Annotated in this window: 10 protein-coding genes; 8 read left to right on the forward strand and 2 right to left on the reverse strand. The window is 37.5% G+C overall.

Translation table 11 applies throughout. From position 1 onward, the window contains the following. Positions 1-6 precede the first annotated feature (6 nt). The 8 genes from ACY2RU_RS08195 (at position 7) to ACY2RU_RS08230 (ending at position 12,497) form a co-directional block, all read left to right on the forward strand. Complete coding sequence (locus ACY2RU_RS08195; RefSeq protein WP_490137951.1) at positions 7-765, forward strand: LytR/AlgR family response regulator transcription factor; 759 nt, start codon at positions 7-9, stop codon at positions 763-765. A 257-nt stretch (positions 766-1,022) separates the two neighbouring features. Continuing rightward, entirely contained in the window at positions 1,023-2,804 is a 1,782-nt protein-coding gene (locus ACY2RU_RS08200; protein WP_490137952.1) for an AMP-dependent synthetase/ligase, read from the forward strand. A gap of 276 nt (positions 2,805-3,080) precedes the next feature. After that, positions 3,081-3,719 carry a hypothetical protein gene (locus ACY2RU_RS08205; protein WP_490137953.1) on the forward strand — a complete coding sequence of 213 codons (639 nt, stop codon included), beginning with the start codon at positions 3,081-3,083 and terminating at the stop codon, positions 3,717-3,719. A 115-nt stretch (positions 3,720-3,834) separates the two neighbouring features. Next, on the forward strand, positions 3,835-4,287 hold the full coding sequence (locus ACY2RU_RS08210) for a MarR family winged helix-turn-helix transcriptional regulator (RefSeq protein ID WP_490137954.1): 453 nt from the start codon (positions 3,835-3,837) through the stop codon (positions 4,285-4,287). Position 4,288: 1 nt separating this feature from the next. After that, positions 4,289-6,697, forward strand: coding sequence for a 3-hydroxyacyl-CoA dehydrogenase/enoyl-CoA hydratase family protein (locus tag ACY2RU_RS08215; protein ID WP_490137955.1), 2,409 nt, complete (start codon positions 4,289-4,291; stop codon positions 6,695-6,697). A 90-nt stretch (positions 6,698-6,787) separates the two neighbouring features. After that, positions 6,788-7,978 carry an acetyl-CoA C-acyltransferase gene (locus ACY2RU_RS08220; RefSeq protein WP_490137956.1) on the forward strand — a complete coding sequence of 397 codons (1,191 nt, stop codon included), beginning with the start codon at positions 6,788-6,790 and terminating at the stop codon, positions 7,976-7,978. A gap of 67 nt (positions 7,979-8,045) precedes the next feature. Next, on the forward strand, positions 8,046-9,854 hold the full coding sequence (locus ACY2RU_RS08225) for an acyl-CoA dehydrogenase FadE (RefSeq protein ID WP_490137957.1): 1,809 nt from the start codon (positions 8,046-8,048) through the stop codon (positions 9,852-9,854). Positions 9,855-9,998: 144 nt separating this feature from the next. Next, the gene (locus ACY2RU_RS08230; RefSeq protein ID WP_490137958.1) at positions 9,999-12,497 is read left to right on the forward strand and encodes a TonB-dependent receptor; all 2,499 of its coding nucleotides are present in this window, start codon (positions 9,999-10,001) and stop codon (positions 12,495-12,497) included. 15 nt (positions 12,498-12,512) lie between these two features. Here ACY2RU_RS08230 and ACY2RU_RS08235 read toward each other — a convergent pair whose 3' ends face one another. Both ACY2RU_RS08235 and ACY2RU_RS08240 read right to left on the reverse strand, forming a co-directional pair. Further along, positions 12,513-13,253 carry a hypothetical protein gene (locus ACY2RU_RS08235; RefSeq protein ID WP_490137959.1) on the reverse strand — a complete coding sequence of 247 codons (741 nt, stop codon included), beginning with the start codon at positions 13,251-13,253 and terminating at the stop codon, positions 12,513-12,515. Between the two features lie 34 nt (positions 13,254-13,287). Beyond that, on the reverse strand, positions 13,288-15,354 hold the full coding sequence (locus tag ACY2RU_RS08240; protein WP_490137960.1) for a T9SS type A sorting domain-containing protein: 2,067 nt from the start codon (positions 15,352-15,354) through the stop codon (positions 13,288-13,290). Positions 15,355-15,387 lie beyond the last annotated feature (33 nt).

A 15,387-nucleotide genomic window follows, 5' to 3' on the forward strand; every position in this document is an offset into this window, starting at 1 on the left:
CTAACTATGAACCTAAAAGCAATTATTGTAGATGATGAAAATCACAGTAGAGAGACCTTAAAAAATCTTATTGAAGAATTTTGTATAAATGTTGAAGTGTTAGCATCAGTAAATTCTGTTCAAAAGGCTCTTATAGAAATTCCCCGTCTTAAACCTGATGTTGTATTCTTAGATATAGAATTGCAAACAGGAACGGGATTTGACATCTTAGAACAATTAGACACAATTAATTTTGAAGTAATATTTACTACAGCTTTCGAGCAATATGCTATAAAAGCTGTAAAATTTAGTTCATTAGACTATTTACTTAAACCAATCGATTTAGAAGAACTTCAAAAAGCTGTTGAAAAAGCCAAAAAAGCAAAGGATAAGAACGTTTATAATAAACAACTTGAAATGCTCCTTTTTAATTTAAAACAAAATCACTCGGGTCTTACTAAATTATGCCTCTCAACGGCAGACGGGTTTGAATTTATAGAAGTGGATGAAATACTATATTGCAAAGCAGAGGGGTCATATACTAGCTTTAAACTCAAAAACAATGAATCTCTTTTAGTGAGCAAGCATTTAAAAGAGTATGAAAATTTACTTAAAGATCAAAAATTCATGAGAGTGCATAATAGTTTTTTAATAAATCTTAAGGAAGTTAAAAAATATTATAAATCTGACGGCGGTTATATTTTAATGAATAACAATGACCCTGTGAGTATCTCACGAAATAAAAAAGATCAATTCTTTGAGGCAATGAACTTTAAATTATCATAGTAAGCATCTGAATTACATGTATTTATAGGTATAGTAAAATAATATTAATTCTTCGCAACTTATTTTTTGGCAGATGTCAAAAGATTTCCAAACAGAAAGCATAGTAGTGGTTGGAGGCAGCGTTTATGGCTAACACCCTAATTTTGAGTCAAGCATCTAATGATCAATTTAAGGAGTTAAGAGAGTTGTTATTCCTGTCAACAGTATTAAAAAACTGAAAAAAAATCCCTAATTTGCATTATTGTAAAAACGCGAACATGACCGAAGTAAAAAGACTCTTTGACTTTCCATATTACCAATTAGAAAATTATCCACAAGACGGCGCTTTAGTAAGTAAAGTCAATGGTACTTGGATAAAAACATCTACACAAGAATACATTGATAAAGCGAATGCTATCAGCCGTGGGCTCATTAAATTAGGGGTTCAAGCTAACGACAAAGTAGCCATTATCTCGATGACCAATAGAACAGAATGGAATATCTGTGATATCGGAATTTTACAGATAGGTGCTCAAGATGTGCCTATTTACCCTACTATTTCAGAAGCAGATTACGAGTACGTTCTGAACCACAGCGAATCAGTTTATTGTTTTGTTTCCTGTACTGAAGTCCTTGCTAAAATAAATAAGATAAAAGCAAATGTTCCATCGTTAAAGGGTGTTTATTGCTTTAATACCATTGATGGATGTGCAAATTACAATGAGGTCATCAAGCTCGGAAATGAACACATGGAGCTTCAGGAAGAAGTTGAAAAAAGAATGGCGGCGGTGCACGAAGACGATCTTGCTACCCTAATTTATACTTCTGGAACCACAGGAAGGCCAAAAGGAGTTATGCTCTCTCATAAAAACATTGCAAGTAATGCAAAACACAGTAAGGGAAGATTACCTATTGAACTCGGTAAATCTAAAGCGTTGAGCTTTCTACCTGTTTGTCATATTTATGAGCGAATGCTATTATATATGTATCAGTATTGTGGCGTAAGTATTCATTTTGCTGAAAGTTTAGAAACTATTAGTGACAACCTAAAGGAAGTAAATCCACAAGTTATGTCGGCCGTTCCTCGTTTGCTTGAAAAGGTATACGACAAAATTATCGCTAAAGGAGCAGATTTGACAGGTGTTAAGAAAAAACTCTTTTTCTGGGCTGTTGACTTGGGTCTCAAATGGGAACCATATGGCCAAAATGGATGGTGGTACGAAAAACAACTCAGCGTTGCTCGTAAACTAATTTTTAGTAAATGGCAAGAAGCACTAGGCGGAAACTTAAAGGCGATCGCTTCTGGAAGCGCCGCATTGCAACCACGTTTAGCGCGAGTATTTAATGCAGCCGGATGTCCTGTCATGGAAGGATATGGTTTAACCGAAACTTCTCCAGTAGTGAGTGTAAACGATATGCGCAATGGTGGCTTTAGAATTGGAACCGTTGGAAAACCCTTACCCGATACTGAAGTTAAGATCGCACAAGATGGTGAGATCCTAATTAAGGGTCCACAAGTGATGTTAGGCTATTACAAAGATTCAGATCAAACGAGCGAAGTTTTAAAAAACGGATATTTTCATACGGGTGATATTGGTGAAGTCGATAGCGATGGATTTTTAAAAATCACGGATCGTAAAAAATCGATGTTTAAGACCTCTGGCGGAAAATATGTTGCACCACAGCTTATAGAAAATGCCATGAAACAATCAAATTTTATTGAGCAGATCCTAGTGGTGGGTGATGGTGAGAAAATGCCAGCCGCCTTAATACAACCAAATTGGGAATTTATAAGCGATTGGATCGATAAAAAGCAAAATGGCGTCTCTAAAGATCCTGCGGAAGCTGTGAATGATGAAAAATTAATTGCGCGCATTCAAAAGGAAATTGACACTTATAATGAACAATTTGGAAAATGGGAAAAAGTAAAGACCTTTCAACTTACGCCCGATGTTTGGAGTATTGAGGGCGGGCAACTAACTCCTACCATGAAGGCCAAACGCAAAGTAATCAAAGAAATGTACAAAGATTTGTATGAGAAGCTCTATGGAAGGGCCTAGATCCTTCCCCCAACTTTTGCAGGAAGAATAAGAAGGATATAATGATGATTGAGCTTTTCAATCTGTTCCCTATTGCCATCTCTTAGCGAGACGTTGGAGCCCTATTTTGCTAAAATTGAAGTGGATGGAATTAAAGCTATCAAAAAAATTATTAAGCAATGATCTAGCTTCATTTTTTTTCAGCTAACAAGCTGTTAGACCAACCCCTTAAAAATTAACACAAGTTTTACGTTGCTCGTGCAATGATGTCCTAACTTTACGATAGCAATATGCGTTATGAAGATCGTGAGAAAACTTGCCGTTTTAAGCAGTATGAGTCTGATGCTCATGGCGTTTCAATGTGACGATGATTCATGTGATTTTGAGACCTTTGGAGGCTATAAAATTTCAGTTGAAAACAACAACAGATCTTATGCTGTAGATGATACATTCTATCTAACCGCTTCAACTCCTCCCCGACTCACAAACTATTGTGATGGCAGTCAGGCTAGTGCTTTTATTAATGAACCTGAGCGATTCTTTGATGGGTTTTTCTTTGTTAAACTGAAAGAACCAACAGATCTACCACTTCCTTATAATGGCGATCTAGCAAAAAATAATTTTGAACTTGCATTAGAAATTGGCAATGAATACAACCGTGACCTTTGTGAATCGAACAAATTGTTTGAACTACTTCCAGCACTAACTACAGATCAAACCCTATTTCAGTACAAGCTGGCCATAACCCCAAAAATACCTGGTGACTATGCCCTTACAATCGCTTACTACGGAACATTTACCGAAATTACAGATACGCATCAGGATATATTAAACCCTTATAGCGAAACTGCAACTCTAAGGTTTATGGGTTGTAATGATCGTATATATGAAAGATCGTGGAACGATGAAACCTTTTATTTTACAGTCACTGAATAGCTCAAAAGGGTTTGAACGTTTACTGGGTCTGAAATGATTGTATTTTTTACTTATTTTACTATGCGTGCATAGTAAATTTTTGTATCTTTGAGTTATAAAAATAATTTTTGAACTCTTGAAAGAAAAAACCATCGATTACATACTGCGTTCAACTTGGATGAGTGTAATGAAAATGTATAACGAAGAAGCTGGGAAGAAAGGTAGTACGATGGCAACCGGATTCGCACTAATTAGCATTGATCCCGAAGAAGGAACCCCATCAACAGCTTTAGGCCCTAAAATGGGTATGGAAGCTACAAGCCTGTCACGGACTTTAAAGTCGATGGAAAGTAAAGGTCTAATTGAACGTAAACCAAATCCCTTAGACGGACGTGGAGTACTTATTCATCTTACTCCCTTCGGAAAAGAAATGCGCGCATTCTCAAAAAATGTCGTACTCGGTTTCGACGAAGCCGTGAAAGAAAATGTTTCTGCAGAAGATCTAGCTACTTTTAAAAAAGTAGCTAGTACAATTCTGGAACTGATTAACACAAAAAAGATTTATTCTCCTAAAAAACACACTATATAATATGTCAAAAAGAAGAATCAACAAAGTAGCCGTTATAGGCTCAGGTATTATGGGAAGCGGTATTGCTTGTCATTTTGCCAATATTGGTGTGGACGTCCTATTATTGGATATTGTACCACGCGAATTAAATGATAAAGAAAAAGCTAAAGGCCTTACCCTCGAGGACAAGGTTGTTAGAAATAGGATGGTAAATGATGCACTAGCTGCGTCAATTAAATCAAAACCTGCACCTTTATATCATATCGACTTTGCACAGCGTATCACTACTGGTAATCTTGAAGATGATATCGCCAAAGTTGGGGAAGCAGACTGGATCATTGAAGTGGTTGTAGAACGCTTAGACATTAAAAAACAGGTGTTTGAAAATCTGGAAAAGTACCGCAAACCAGGAACGTTAATTACCTCAAACACATCGGGAATTCCTATTAAATTTATGAATGAAGGTCGAAGTGAAGACTTTCAAAAGCATTTCTGCGGAACACACTTTTTCAATCCGCCACGCTACTTAAAATTATTTGAAATCATTCCAGGACCAGACACCGATCCCGCTGTTCTTGAATTCTTAAATAGTTACGGAGAACAATTCCTTGGAAAAACAACCGTAATTGCAAAAGATACTCCGGCGTTTATAGGAAATCGTATTGGAATCTTCGGAATTCAAGCCATGTTCCACCTTGTTAAAGAAATGGGACTCACTATCGAAGAAGTTGACAAATTAACAGGTCCCGTTATTGGAAGACCAAAATCTGCCACCTTTAGAACTGTAGACGTTGTTGGATTAGACACTTTGGTGCATGTAGCCAATGGTATTTATGACAATGTTCCTAATGATGAAGAACACGACATCTTTAAGCTGCCGGACTTTATCGCAACCATGATGGAAAACAAATGGTTGGGTAGTAAAACTGGACAAGGTTTCTATAAGAAAGTAAAAAAGGACGACGGAAGTAGCGAAATTTTAGGTTTAGATCTAGATAGTCTTGAGTACCGTCCGGGTGCAAGAGCTAAATTTGCGACCTTAGAATTAACCAAAGCTGTTGATAATGTCGCAGACCGCTTCCCTATCCTTGTGAATGGAAAAGACAAAGCTGGCGAGTTTTACCGTAAGAATTTTGGGGCAATGTTCGCCTATGTTTCTAAACGTATTCCAGAGATAACGGACGAACTTTATAAAATTGACGATGCTATGAAAGCTGGTTTTGGCTGGGAGCATGGTCCGTTTGAAATTTGGGATGCTATCGGTATTGAAAAAGGTATTCAACTAATAAAGGATCTTGGAAAAGAGCCTGCAGCTTGGATCACGGAAATGACTTCGGAAGGAAAATCATCTTTCTATACGGTTAAAGACGGAGCTACCTTATATTATGACATTCCGAAGAAATCATACGAAAAAGTACCTGGGCAAGATGCATTTATCATTTTAGATAATATCAGAAAGTCTTCCGAAGTATTTAAAAATAGTGGCGTTGTTGTAGAAGATTTAGGCGATGGAATCCTAAATGTAGAATTCCGTAGTAAAATGAACAGTATTGGCGGTGATGTTCTTGCCGGGTTAAACAAGGCTATAGATATGGCAGAAGCCAATTTTGACGGACTTGTTGTAGGGAACCAAGGCACTAACTTTTCAGTAGGTGCTAATATTGGAATGATATTTATGATGGCTGTTGAGCAGGAATATGATGAGCTTAATGCCGCCATTAAATACTTTCAAGATACTTGTATGCGCTTGCGCTATTCATCAATCCCAACTGTGGTTGCGCCTCATGGCATGACCTTGGGTGGAGGTTGTGAGATGACCTTACATGCAGACCGCGTTGTAGCCGCTGCAGAAAGTTATATCGGCCTTGTTGAGTTTGGTGTAGGTGTAATCCCCGGTGGCGGTGGTTCAAAGGAAATGGCACTTCGCGCGAGCGATTCATTTGCTGAAGGAGATGTTGAATTGAATCGTTTACGTCAGCATTTTCTAACTATTGCGATGGCTAAGGTTTCAACTTCAGCTTATGAAGCATACGATCTTGACATTTTAAAACATGGCAAAGATATCGTTGTGGTAAACAGAGCACGCCAAATAGCTACGGCTAAAATGGTTGCAAGACAAATGGCAGACATAGGTTATACCAAACCTGTACCTAGAAAAGATATAAAAGTATTGGGTAAACAAGCTTTGGGGCTCTTTATGGTAGGAACAGATTCTATGGAAGCTAGTCGATATATCAGCGAACATGACCAGAAAATTGCCAATAAGTTGGCTTGGGTTATGGCCGGTGGAGACTTATCTGAACCTACGTTGGTGAGTGAGCAATATCTATTAGACCTAGAACGTGAAGCTTTTTTAAGTCTTAGCGGAGAACGTAAAACCCTTGAACGCTTACAACATATGATTCAAAAAGGGAAACCGTTGAGAAACTAAGGTTTCAGCTATAAGCCTTATGCAATACGCAATAGGCATCAATTAAAAACCGCTTAAAGCCTAGCGCTTAAAGCCTAAAGCAAATAAAAAATGAAACAAGCATATATAGTAAAAGCATATAGAACAGCTGTTGGCAAAGCTCCAAGAGGTGTCTTCCGTTTTAAAAGAACGGATGAATTGGCTGCAGAGACCATTCAGTATATGATGAACGAATTACCTGGTCTAGATAAAAAACGTATTGATGACGTGATCGTAGGTAATGCCATGCCAGAAGGTTCTCAAGGATTAAATGTTGGTCGACTTATCTCGTTGATGGGTCTAGACATAGTTGATGTACCCGGAATGGTTGTCAATCGTTTCTGCTCCTCTGGAGTTGAAACCATTGGAATTGCAACTGCGAAGATCCAAGCGGGTATGGCCCATTGTATCATTGCTGGAGGAGCAGAAAGTATGAGCTCGGTTCCTATGTCTGGTTATAAGCCAGAATTAAACTACAATGTTGTTAAAAGTGGTCATGAAGATTACTATTGGGGTATGGGTAATACCGCTGAAGCCGTTGCAGATCAGTTTAAGGTTTCACGAGAAGACCAAGACGAATTTGCATATAACAGTCATATGAAAGCCCTTAAAGCCCAGGCTGAAGATCGTTTTCAAGATCAAATTGTTCCTATTGAAGTTGAGCAAACCTATGTTGATGAAAACAACAAAAAAGCAACTAGAACATATACTGTAAATAAAGATGAAGGCCCCCGTAAAGGGACTAGCTTAGAAGCTCTCGCAAAATTACGCCCTGTATTTGCACAAGGCGGAAGTGTAACCGCTGGTAACTCATCACAAATGAGCGACGGCGCTGCATTCGTTATGGTAATGAGCGAAGAAATGGTCAAAGAATTGAACTTAGAACCTATTGCGCGTATGGTAAATTATGCCGCTGCAGGTGTTGAACCTCGAATTATGGGAATCGGCCCTGTAAAAGCAATTCCAAAAGCATTAAAGCAAGCAGGATTAAAACAAGACCAGATCGAGCTTATCGAATTAAATGAAGCTTTTGCTTCACAATCATTGGCTGTAATTCGAGAACTTGGTTTGAATCAAGACATTGTAAATGTTAACGGTGGCGCAATTGCATTAGGCCATCCTCTAGGATGTACCGGAGCTAAACTCTCGGTGCAATTATTTGATGAAATGCGCAAACGAAACATGCAAGGTAAATATGGTATGGTAACTATGTGCGTTGGTACTGGTCAAGGTGCCGCGGGAATTTTTGAATTCTTAAAATAAAACAAATGATTTATGTACGGTTGAGCGTAGTCGAGACCTAATAAATTGATAATTTAATTATAAAAATATGGCAACAGAAGCAACAAATAAAGAACTCTTACGAGGTGGACAATTTTTAGTAAAAGAAACAGCTTGTGAGGACGTTTTCACACCAGAAGATTTTACAGAAGAACAACTAATGATGAAAGAAGCGGTGATGGAATTTAACGATCGAGAGATCGTAGCCCACCGCGACCGATTTGAAGCAAAAGATTACGCATTGACCGAAGAGGTGATGCGAAAAGCTGGAGCCTTAGGCTTTTTAGGTGTTGCTGTACCCGAAGCTTATGGCGGATTGGGTATGGGTTTTGTTTCTACCTTGCTTACCTGTGATTATATTTCGAGCGGAACCGGTTCCTTTAGTACGGCTTTTGGAGCACATACAGGAATAGGTACCATGCCGATCACTCTTTATGGAACAGAAGAACAAAAGCAAAAATACGTTCCCAAATTAGCTACAGGCGAATGGTTTGGCGCTTATTGCCTAACTGAACCAGGCGCGGGTAGCGATGCTAATAGTGGTAAAACCAAAGCCGTGTTAAGCGATGATGGTACACACTATAAAATCAGCGGACAAAAAATGTGGATCTCAAATGCCGGTTTTTGTAACCTTATGATTGTATTCGCCCGTATCGAAGATGATAAAAACATTACAGGATTTATCGTTGAAAATGACCCTAGTAATGGAATCAGCATGGGAGAAGAAGAACATAAATTAGGGATTAGAGCTTCATCTACACGTCAGGTCTTTTTTAATGACACGGTAGTTCCTGTAGAAAATATGCTTTCTGAACGTGGAAATGGTTTTAAGATCGCTATGAACGCACTTAATATAGGACGAATTAAATTAGCTGGAGCTTGCTTAGATTCACAAAGAAGAGTTACCTCAACGGCAGTTCAATACGCTGTTGAACGAAAGCAATTTAACACCCCTATTGCAGAATTTGGCGCGATCAAACAAAAAATTGCTGAAATGGCTACCAACGCATATGTAGGCGAATCGGCTACTTATCGTGCTGCAAAAAATATTGAAGACCGCATCAATTTACGTGTGGCAGCTGGAAATACGCATCAAGAAGCTGAACTTAAAGGCGTGGAAGAATATGCTATAGAATGTTCTATTCTGAAAGTGGCTGTTTCTGAAGATATTCAGAACTGTGCCGATGAAGGAATTCAGATTTTCGGTGGAATGGGCTTTTCAGAAGACACCCCTATGGAAGCAGCTTGGCGTGATGCACGTATAGCTCGCATCTACGAGGGAACCAACGAAATTAATCGTATGCTTTGCGTAGGTATGTTGGTTAAAAAAGCGATGAAAGGACATGTAGATCTTCTCGGACCAGCACAAGCTGTTGCGGCAGAATTAACAGGTATTCCATCTTTTGATACTCCAGATTATTCAGAACTTTTTTCAGAAGAAAAAGAAATGATCGCTAAATTGAAAAAAGTATTTTTAATGGTTGCAGGAAGCGCAGTTCAAAAATATGGAGAAGCCATAGAAGAACATCAGCAAATGCTCCTATCGGCCTCTAATATTTTGATCGAGATCTATATGGCAGAAAGTGCTATTCTTCGTACCGAAAAGAACGTGAAACGCTTTGGTGAAGACAAACAAAAAGAACAAATTGCTATGGCTAAATTATATTTGTACCATGCAGTTGATGTTGTTGAAACAAAGGCAAAAGAGGCCATTATTTCGTTTGCCGAAGGTGACGAACAACGCATGATGCTTATGGGACTAAAACGTTTTACAAAATATCAAAATATGCCAAATATTGTTGGCCTTCGTAAAACAATTGCAGAAAAAGTAACCGCAGAGAAAAAGTATTGTTTCTAAGCACATAAACTCTTTAAACGCAGTAAAAGCCGCTTCAATTGAAGCGGCTTTTTTATACAGGTAATTCATGAATGGCGAGTACTAAAACGGAAAGTAAATTTTAATTTTTATATCTTTAGATGTAACCAAATCAAAGTTATAAGGATGAAAAGACAACTATATCTCGTTTTGATATCATTTGTTATGATGTCCTTTTTTGTTTCAGATACGGACAATTTTAAGCTTTTAGTCATTAATAAGCTAAACACTTATATTACCACCTCCTATCCTGAAAAGGTGTATGTTCATACCGATAAAACCTATTATGTTGCGGGCGAAGATCTTTGGTTTAATGCGTATTTGGTTAATGGAGTTACACATCAAAAATCCAACAAGAGTAAAGTAGTTTATGTTGAGTTGATCAATGAATTAGATAGCGTCGTAATCTCAAGAAAATTATTTACTGAAGAAAATCGTGTTAAAGGAGATATTGAACTTCCCATAAAAATGAAGGCGGGTAAGTATGTCTTACGCGCGTATACCCACTATATGAAAAATGAAGATCAGAGCTTCTTTTTTCAGAAAGAAATCCCAATATTCTCTTTTAATGATCGCCAAAAAGTACGCTCAACAGATTCAATCAGTACAACTTCTTCAAAATTACGCAATCCTACAAGGGCAATGTTTCCAAACATTGAGTTTTACCCCGAGGGCGGATATCTAATTGAAGGGCTCACAACGAAAGTTGCGATCAAAGACAAGAATCAATCATTATCCAGCCCAAGTATCGTAGGTTTTATTGAAGATACTCAAGGGAATTGGATCACTGATTTCAAAACCTTTGAATTTGGATTAGGCTCGTTTTTTCTGAAACCAGAACCTAATAAGACCTATCGCGCGGTTATTGAAACTGAACATGACAGGTTTGAGTATCAACTTCCAACGGCTCTAAAAAAAGGCCATACAATGTCTGTTTTAAATATTGAAAAGGAATTACGGATTGATGTTAAGACCAATCTTAAAAATGGATTACACAATAGCTTTATTATTGCACATCAAAGAGGTATCATAGCCTTTGAGCGAACTTTAAATACTAAAGAAAAGCATAAATTATTAAGAGTTCCTAATGATATCTTGACTTCTGGAATTTTAACGATCACCTTGTTTAATAATGATAAAAAACCCGTAGCAGAAAGGTTAATTTATATAAACTGTGAAAAAGATAAAGTTGATATCAAGATCAAGCCGAATGCTGAAAGTTTTACCACCAAAGACAAAGTTCATTTAAACATACAGGTAGAAAATGCCCAAGGACAAGTTTTACCAAGCACATTTTCAATGGCTGTGCGAAATACTGATATAGTTCCTCAAGATATCTATTCTGAAAACATTAAAACCTATTTACTTCTTAACTCTGACCTTCGTGGAAATATAGAATCTCCTTCATATTTTTTCCAAAAAGGAGATACAATAAAAAAAGCGTATCTCTTGGATCTTGCAATGCTTACTCATGGATGGCGGCGATTTACCTGGCAAGAATTACTGGAAGAAAAATCTAAAGCTCATTTTGAGCCAGAAAAGGGATTGTACATCAAAGGTGTTACGGTATCGACGGAACCACCGTATCTACAAAAAGCTGCAAACACAAGACTTACTTTCAAGCGACATAATGGTTTATATCAGGAAATGCAAAAAACCGCAGTCAATGGCGTCTTTCAATACGGCCCATTTGTGCATCATACTCCCATAGATATTGTAATTGAAGCAAGTACCGATGCTTTTTCGTTAAATGCTCTTGTAAACCGCACTAGTGTAGGTATTTTATTGAAGGATACCATTGTAAATAAAGTAAATATTGTACGCAACCCTACTAAGGAAAAGACTATTATTTCTGAAGAGGTTTTGGATAAGTTTTTAAAACAATCAGAACATTTAGCAGAATCTAGGTATTACTTTGACAAAGACCGAGAACAACTGAATGAAATCACAATTCAAGCAAAACGCAAGAACCAGGCAAGTAAAAGAAGAATGGCACTTAACAAACGTACACGCTATGGCACACCATCGCATCGCATTATTGTTGAAGATCTTGGGTTTACCGGTGCAGTTAATTTTTTAGACCTTTTAGCAAATCTACCTGGTGTTTATGTTAGATCATCCATTCAAGCCACTAATGCTGATCCACAAGTCACTATACGCGGATTGCGTCCAGCTTTCTATTTAAATGGCATTAAAGTCCCTATCGATTATTTAATAGATCTGAACTCTGATGAAATTGAATTTATCGATGTTCTAACAGGGTCAAATGCAATGGCATTTGGTCTTGAAGCCCAAGGGGTAATTGTTGTTTATACCATGGGCGGAAGCTCTAGAAGGTATAGAACAAAAGAAGTTGTTTCAAACACAATTAACTTTCAATCCGAAGGTTTCTATTCGGCACGCGAATTTTATTCCCCTAATTATGCCAATGAATTTTATCCGAAGAATTTACAAGATCTTCGTAGTACACTCTATTGGGATGCCTCATTAGCAACTTCCAAAAAAGATAAAACCATTGTATCCTTTTATACATGTGATGAAAAAGGCAACTACATTATTGAAATTGAAGGCATGACAAATACTGGAATTCCTTTTTATAATACGGCCATGTTCGAGGTTGAGTAAATTATGTTGCTGTTTCTATTGGAATTGTTCAAGATACGCGAGTATTGTTTGTAGATTTTCATTGTTGGGTAGCGCCACATCATATACATAACTAAGGTCGTTATAAAAACAGTTCATATACGCTTGCTTTAATTCTCCGTTGATACTTCTGGCTTTATCATCAATAGTTGTTTTTGCATTTTCTACCCAATAGGATTTGTTTATATTTTCTTCTAAAGACCGAAGGTATAATTGTGCTCGCATAATATTAGTCTTATAATACGAACTATTATCATCTTTATAATTTTGAATAAATTCAATTTCTGCACGTGTAAGACCCTTGTACTTTTCTTCCATGCAATACTCGCCATGTTTTGTCACAACAGTTTCCATTTTCATAATAATCTGATTGGTTTCCGTTAGATTAGGATTCGCTTGTTTGTTTGCAATAGGATTACCACTTAAAAGACCGTGCTCTTCCTTAACACTTGCAAGCCTTTCCTTTAATGCATCTAAAGACATACGACCTTTTAATTCACAGGATTTAATTCTAGAGGCCACGTGGTCAATATCTTTTGCAATTTTATCTAGAGCTGCTGAAGAACTATCTCCTGCCGTTCCACTCGCTTGGTCAGCTTTAAACGAACTAAGTTCACTTTCTATGGAAGCTATTTTTGGAGTGATCAAACGTTCACACATATTTTGTGCGCTTAAGCCTGAAATATTAAATGATATGATAATGGCAAAAACATAAAGCTTCAATGATAAATGTCTCATAGTTCTAGTTTTAAATTTTTAAAATACTCTTGAATTATTGTTTGATGATTTTTTCGGAATATATATTGCCTTCCGTGCTGGTGATCGCTAGAAAATAAATCCCTGGTGATACACCTGAGAAATTGACCCTATTTCCCTTCTGAATCGAAAGGATGCTACCTTGCACATCGTAGACAGCAACCGTTTCGATCAAAATTTCCGAAGCGATATAAAGCACATCCGTTGTTGGATTAGGATATATTGAAATCACAGCCGCGGAAACTGGATCTACACCCAATAACATACAGTCATAACTGTACATCGCAGTAGCATCTTTAAACCAACCGGCAGGAGGATTGTTCAAGTCAATATCCCCATCTACCTGAATACATTCGAGATTTGGATTATCTATAACCTCCATGTCTTCTAAAACAGTATTGCTAGTACCCGTAGCAATGTTTAAATTGACTAAGGCATTGTCACGAAGGTAGAGTCCGCGTAAAGCCGGATTATTAGACAAATCAACGAAGATCAGATTATTTTCTTCTAAATCTACGACCTCCACATTGAAATTCTGAGACAGATCTATCGCGTTTATGCCATTACCCGTAAGGGTTAACGTTCTTAATTCCGAGTTTTGTGTTAGATCGATTGAAGTAATATTATTTCTACGTGCCCCAAGATTATCAAGCAAAGGAAGGTTGGTCACATCTAGTGACGTCAAGTTGCTATCTGAAATAATTAGGTATGTTATCTCCGTATTTTGCGAAACATCCAGCGAGCTTAGGTTTGTTTCTTTTAAGTAAAGACTATTCAATTGAAAGTTTTGAGTTATGTTTAATTCAGAAATTTCAGAGTATCCAGCATCCAAACTTACTAATTCAGAGTTCTGTGTAACGTCTAAGGCGGTTAATGGATTGCTGCGTAGATTTAACTGTTTTAGATCGTCGAGAGCCGTGACATCAGTCGCTGAAATCGCATTTAGCTGTAAGTACACATTTGAGACATTGATGAATTGCTCAAGACCCACAGTGCTTGTAATTCCCATATCGATACATTCTATAGTTCCTGTAAATGAGGTCGCTTCACTTAATTGTATTTCCCCATCACTATTGGTGTTGATCGCTGCATTTGCCAACAGACACGCCTTAAAATTTGAATCAGGAATAGTAATAGGTGGAGATGCTATAGAACAATCATAGCTCAACGAAGTTCCCGAACCAAGTATCCAACCCAAAGGAGGATTAGCAATGTCTATAGTATTATCAACTTCAACGCAGAAAAGGGAAGTACAATTATCTACATTCATTGAGGTGATTACATTATTATTTCCCGAAGCCAAAGTAAGTTCCGAAAGCATCGGTGATGATGAGAGTTGCAACACTTCTAAAGCAGTATTTGCAGAGAGATCTAAGCTGGTGAGTGCTGAAGCTTGATCAAAATATATTTCCTTGATCGCAGGGTTATTCGTCAGATCCAGATTTTCTAGCCCTGCTTGATAAAAAAGCACCTTCTCTAGATTTGGATTGTTCGAAAAATCTATTTGCAACATCGTGTTCTGCTGACCCCAAAATTCTTCCAACGCGGGTAAACCTGAGAGATCTACCGAGCTAAGCGATGTATTATCCACCACTAAGGTTTCGAGATTATTATTTCCAAGGGTTAAACTTGTTAAGGGCGTGTACCCAATAATTAATTCTCTTAGCGCTGGAAATTGTGATGCATCAAAACTTGTAAAATCGTTGAATTGAATAAAAAAGACTTCCAATTGATTTAATCCCGTTGCGTTGATATTGGTAAGATCACAGTTTTCACAGGTAAAAAACCTCAAATTGGGACTATTTGACAAATTTATTGTTCCTATCGGATTACCGCTGAGGGTCACACCATTTGCAAGCGCTGTGAATGCTTCGATACCTGTTGTATCTGTAATTCCAAGTACGGTACAGTTTATTGATCCTGCAAAATTTTGAGCTTCAGTGAGCTGTACTTCGCCGTCGCCATTGGTGTCAATATTAGGATTGGAAACAAGGCAAGCTTTAAAATTAGCGTCTGGGATATTCACATTTTGCGCTAAGGTGGAGATCGAGACTAGAAATAGTACTATTGTTAACTTATACATAGGGCTGTTCATTTACATGTGATATGTAAAGAA

It is taken from the genome of Ulvibacter sp. 2305UL32-6 (assembly GCF_058148545.1).

What these genes read in the sequence shown, in the direction of transcription:
- ACY2RU_RS08195 (WP_490137951.1), top strand. Translation starts at nt 7, where the DNA reads ATGAACCTAAAAGCAATTATTGTAGATGATGAAAATCACAGTAGAGAG.
- ACY2RU_RS08200 (WP_490137952.1), top strand. Translation starts at nt 1,023, where the DNA reads ATGACCGAAGTAAAAAGACTCTTTGACTTTCCATATTACCAATTAGAA.
- ACY2RU_RS08205 (WP_490137953.1), top strand. Translation starts at nt 3,081, where the DNA reads ATGAAGATCGTGAGAAAACTTGCCGTTTTAAGCAGTATGAGTCTGATG.
- ACY2RU_RS08215 (WP_490137955.1), top strand. Translation starts at nt 4,289, where the DNA reads ATGTCAAAAAGAAGAATCAACAAAGTAGCCGTTATAGGCTCAGGTATT.
- ACY2RU_RS08220 (WP_490137956.1), top strand. Translation starts at nt 6,788, where the DNA reads ATGAAACAAGCATATATAGTAAAAGCATATAGAACAGCTGTTGGCAAA.
- ACY2RU_RS08225 (WP_490137957.1), top strand. Translation starts at nt 8,046, where the DNA reads ATGGCAACAGAAGCAACAAATAAAGAACTCTTACGAGGTGGACAATTT.
- ACY2RU_RS08230 (WP_490137958.1), top strand. Translation starts at nt 9,999, where the DNA reads ATGAAAAGACAACTATATCTCGTTTTGATATCATTTGTTATGATGTCC.
- ACY2RU_RS08235 (WP_490137959.1), bottom strand. Translation starts at nt 13,253, where the DNA reads ATGAGACATTTATCATTGAAGCTTTATGTTTTTGCCATTATCATATCA.
- ACY2RU_RS08240 (WP_490137960.1), bottom strand. Translation starts at nt 15,354, where the DNA reads ATGTATAAGTTAACAATAGTACTATTTCTAGTCTCGATCTCCACCTTA.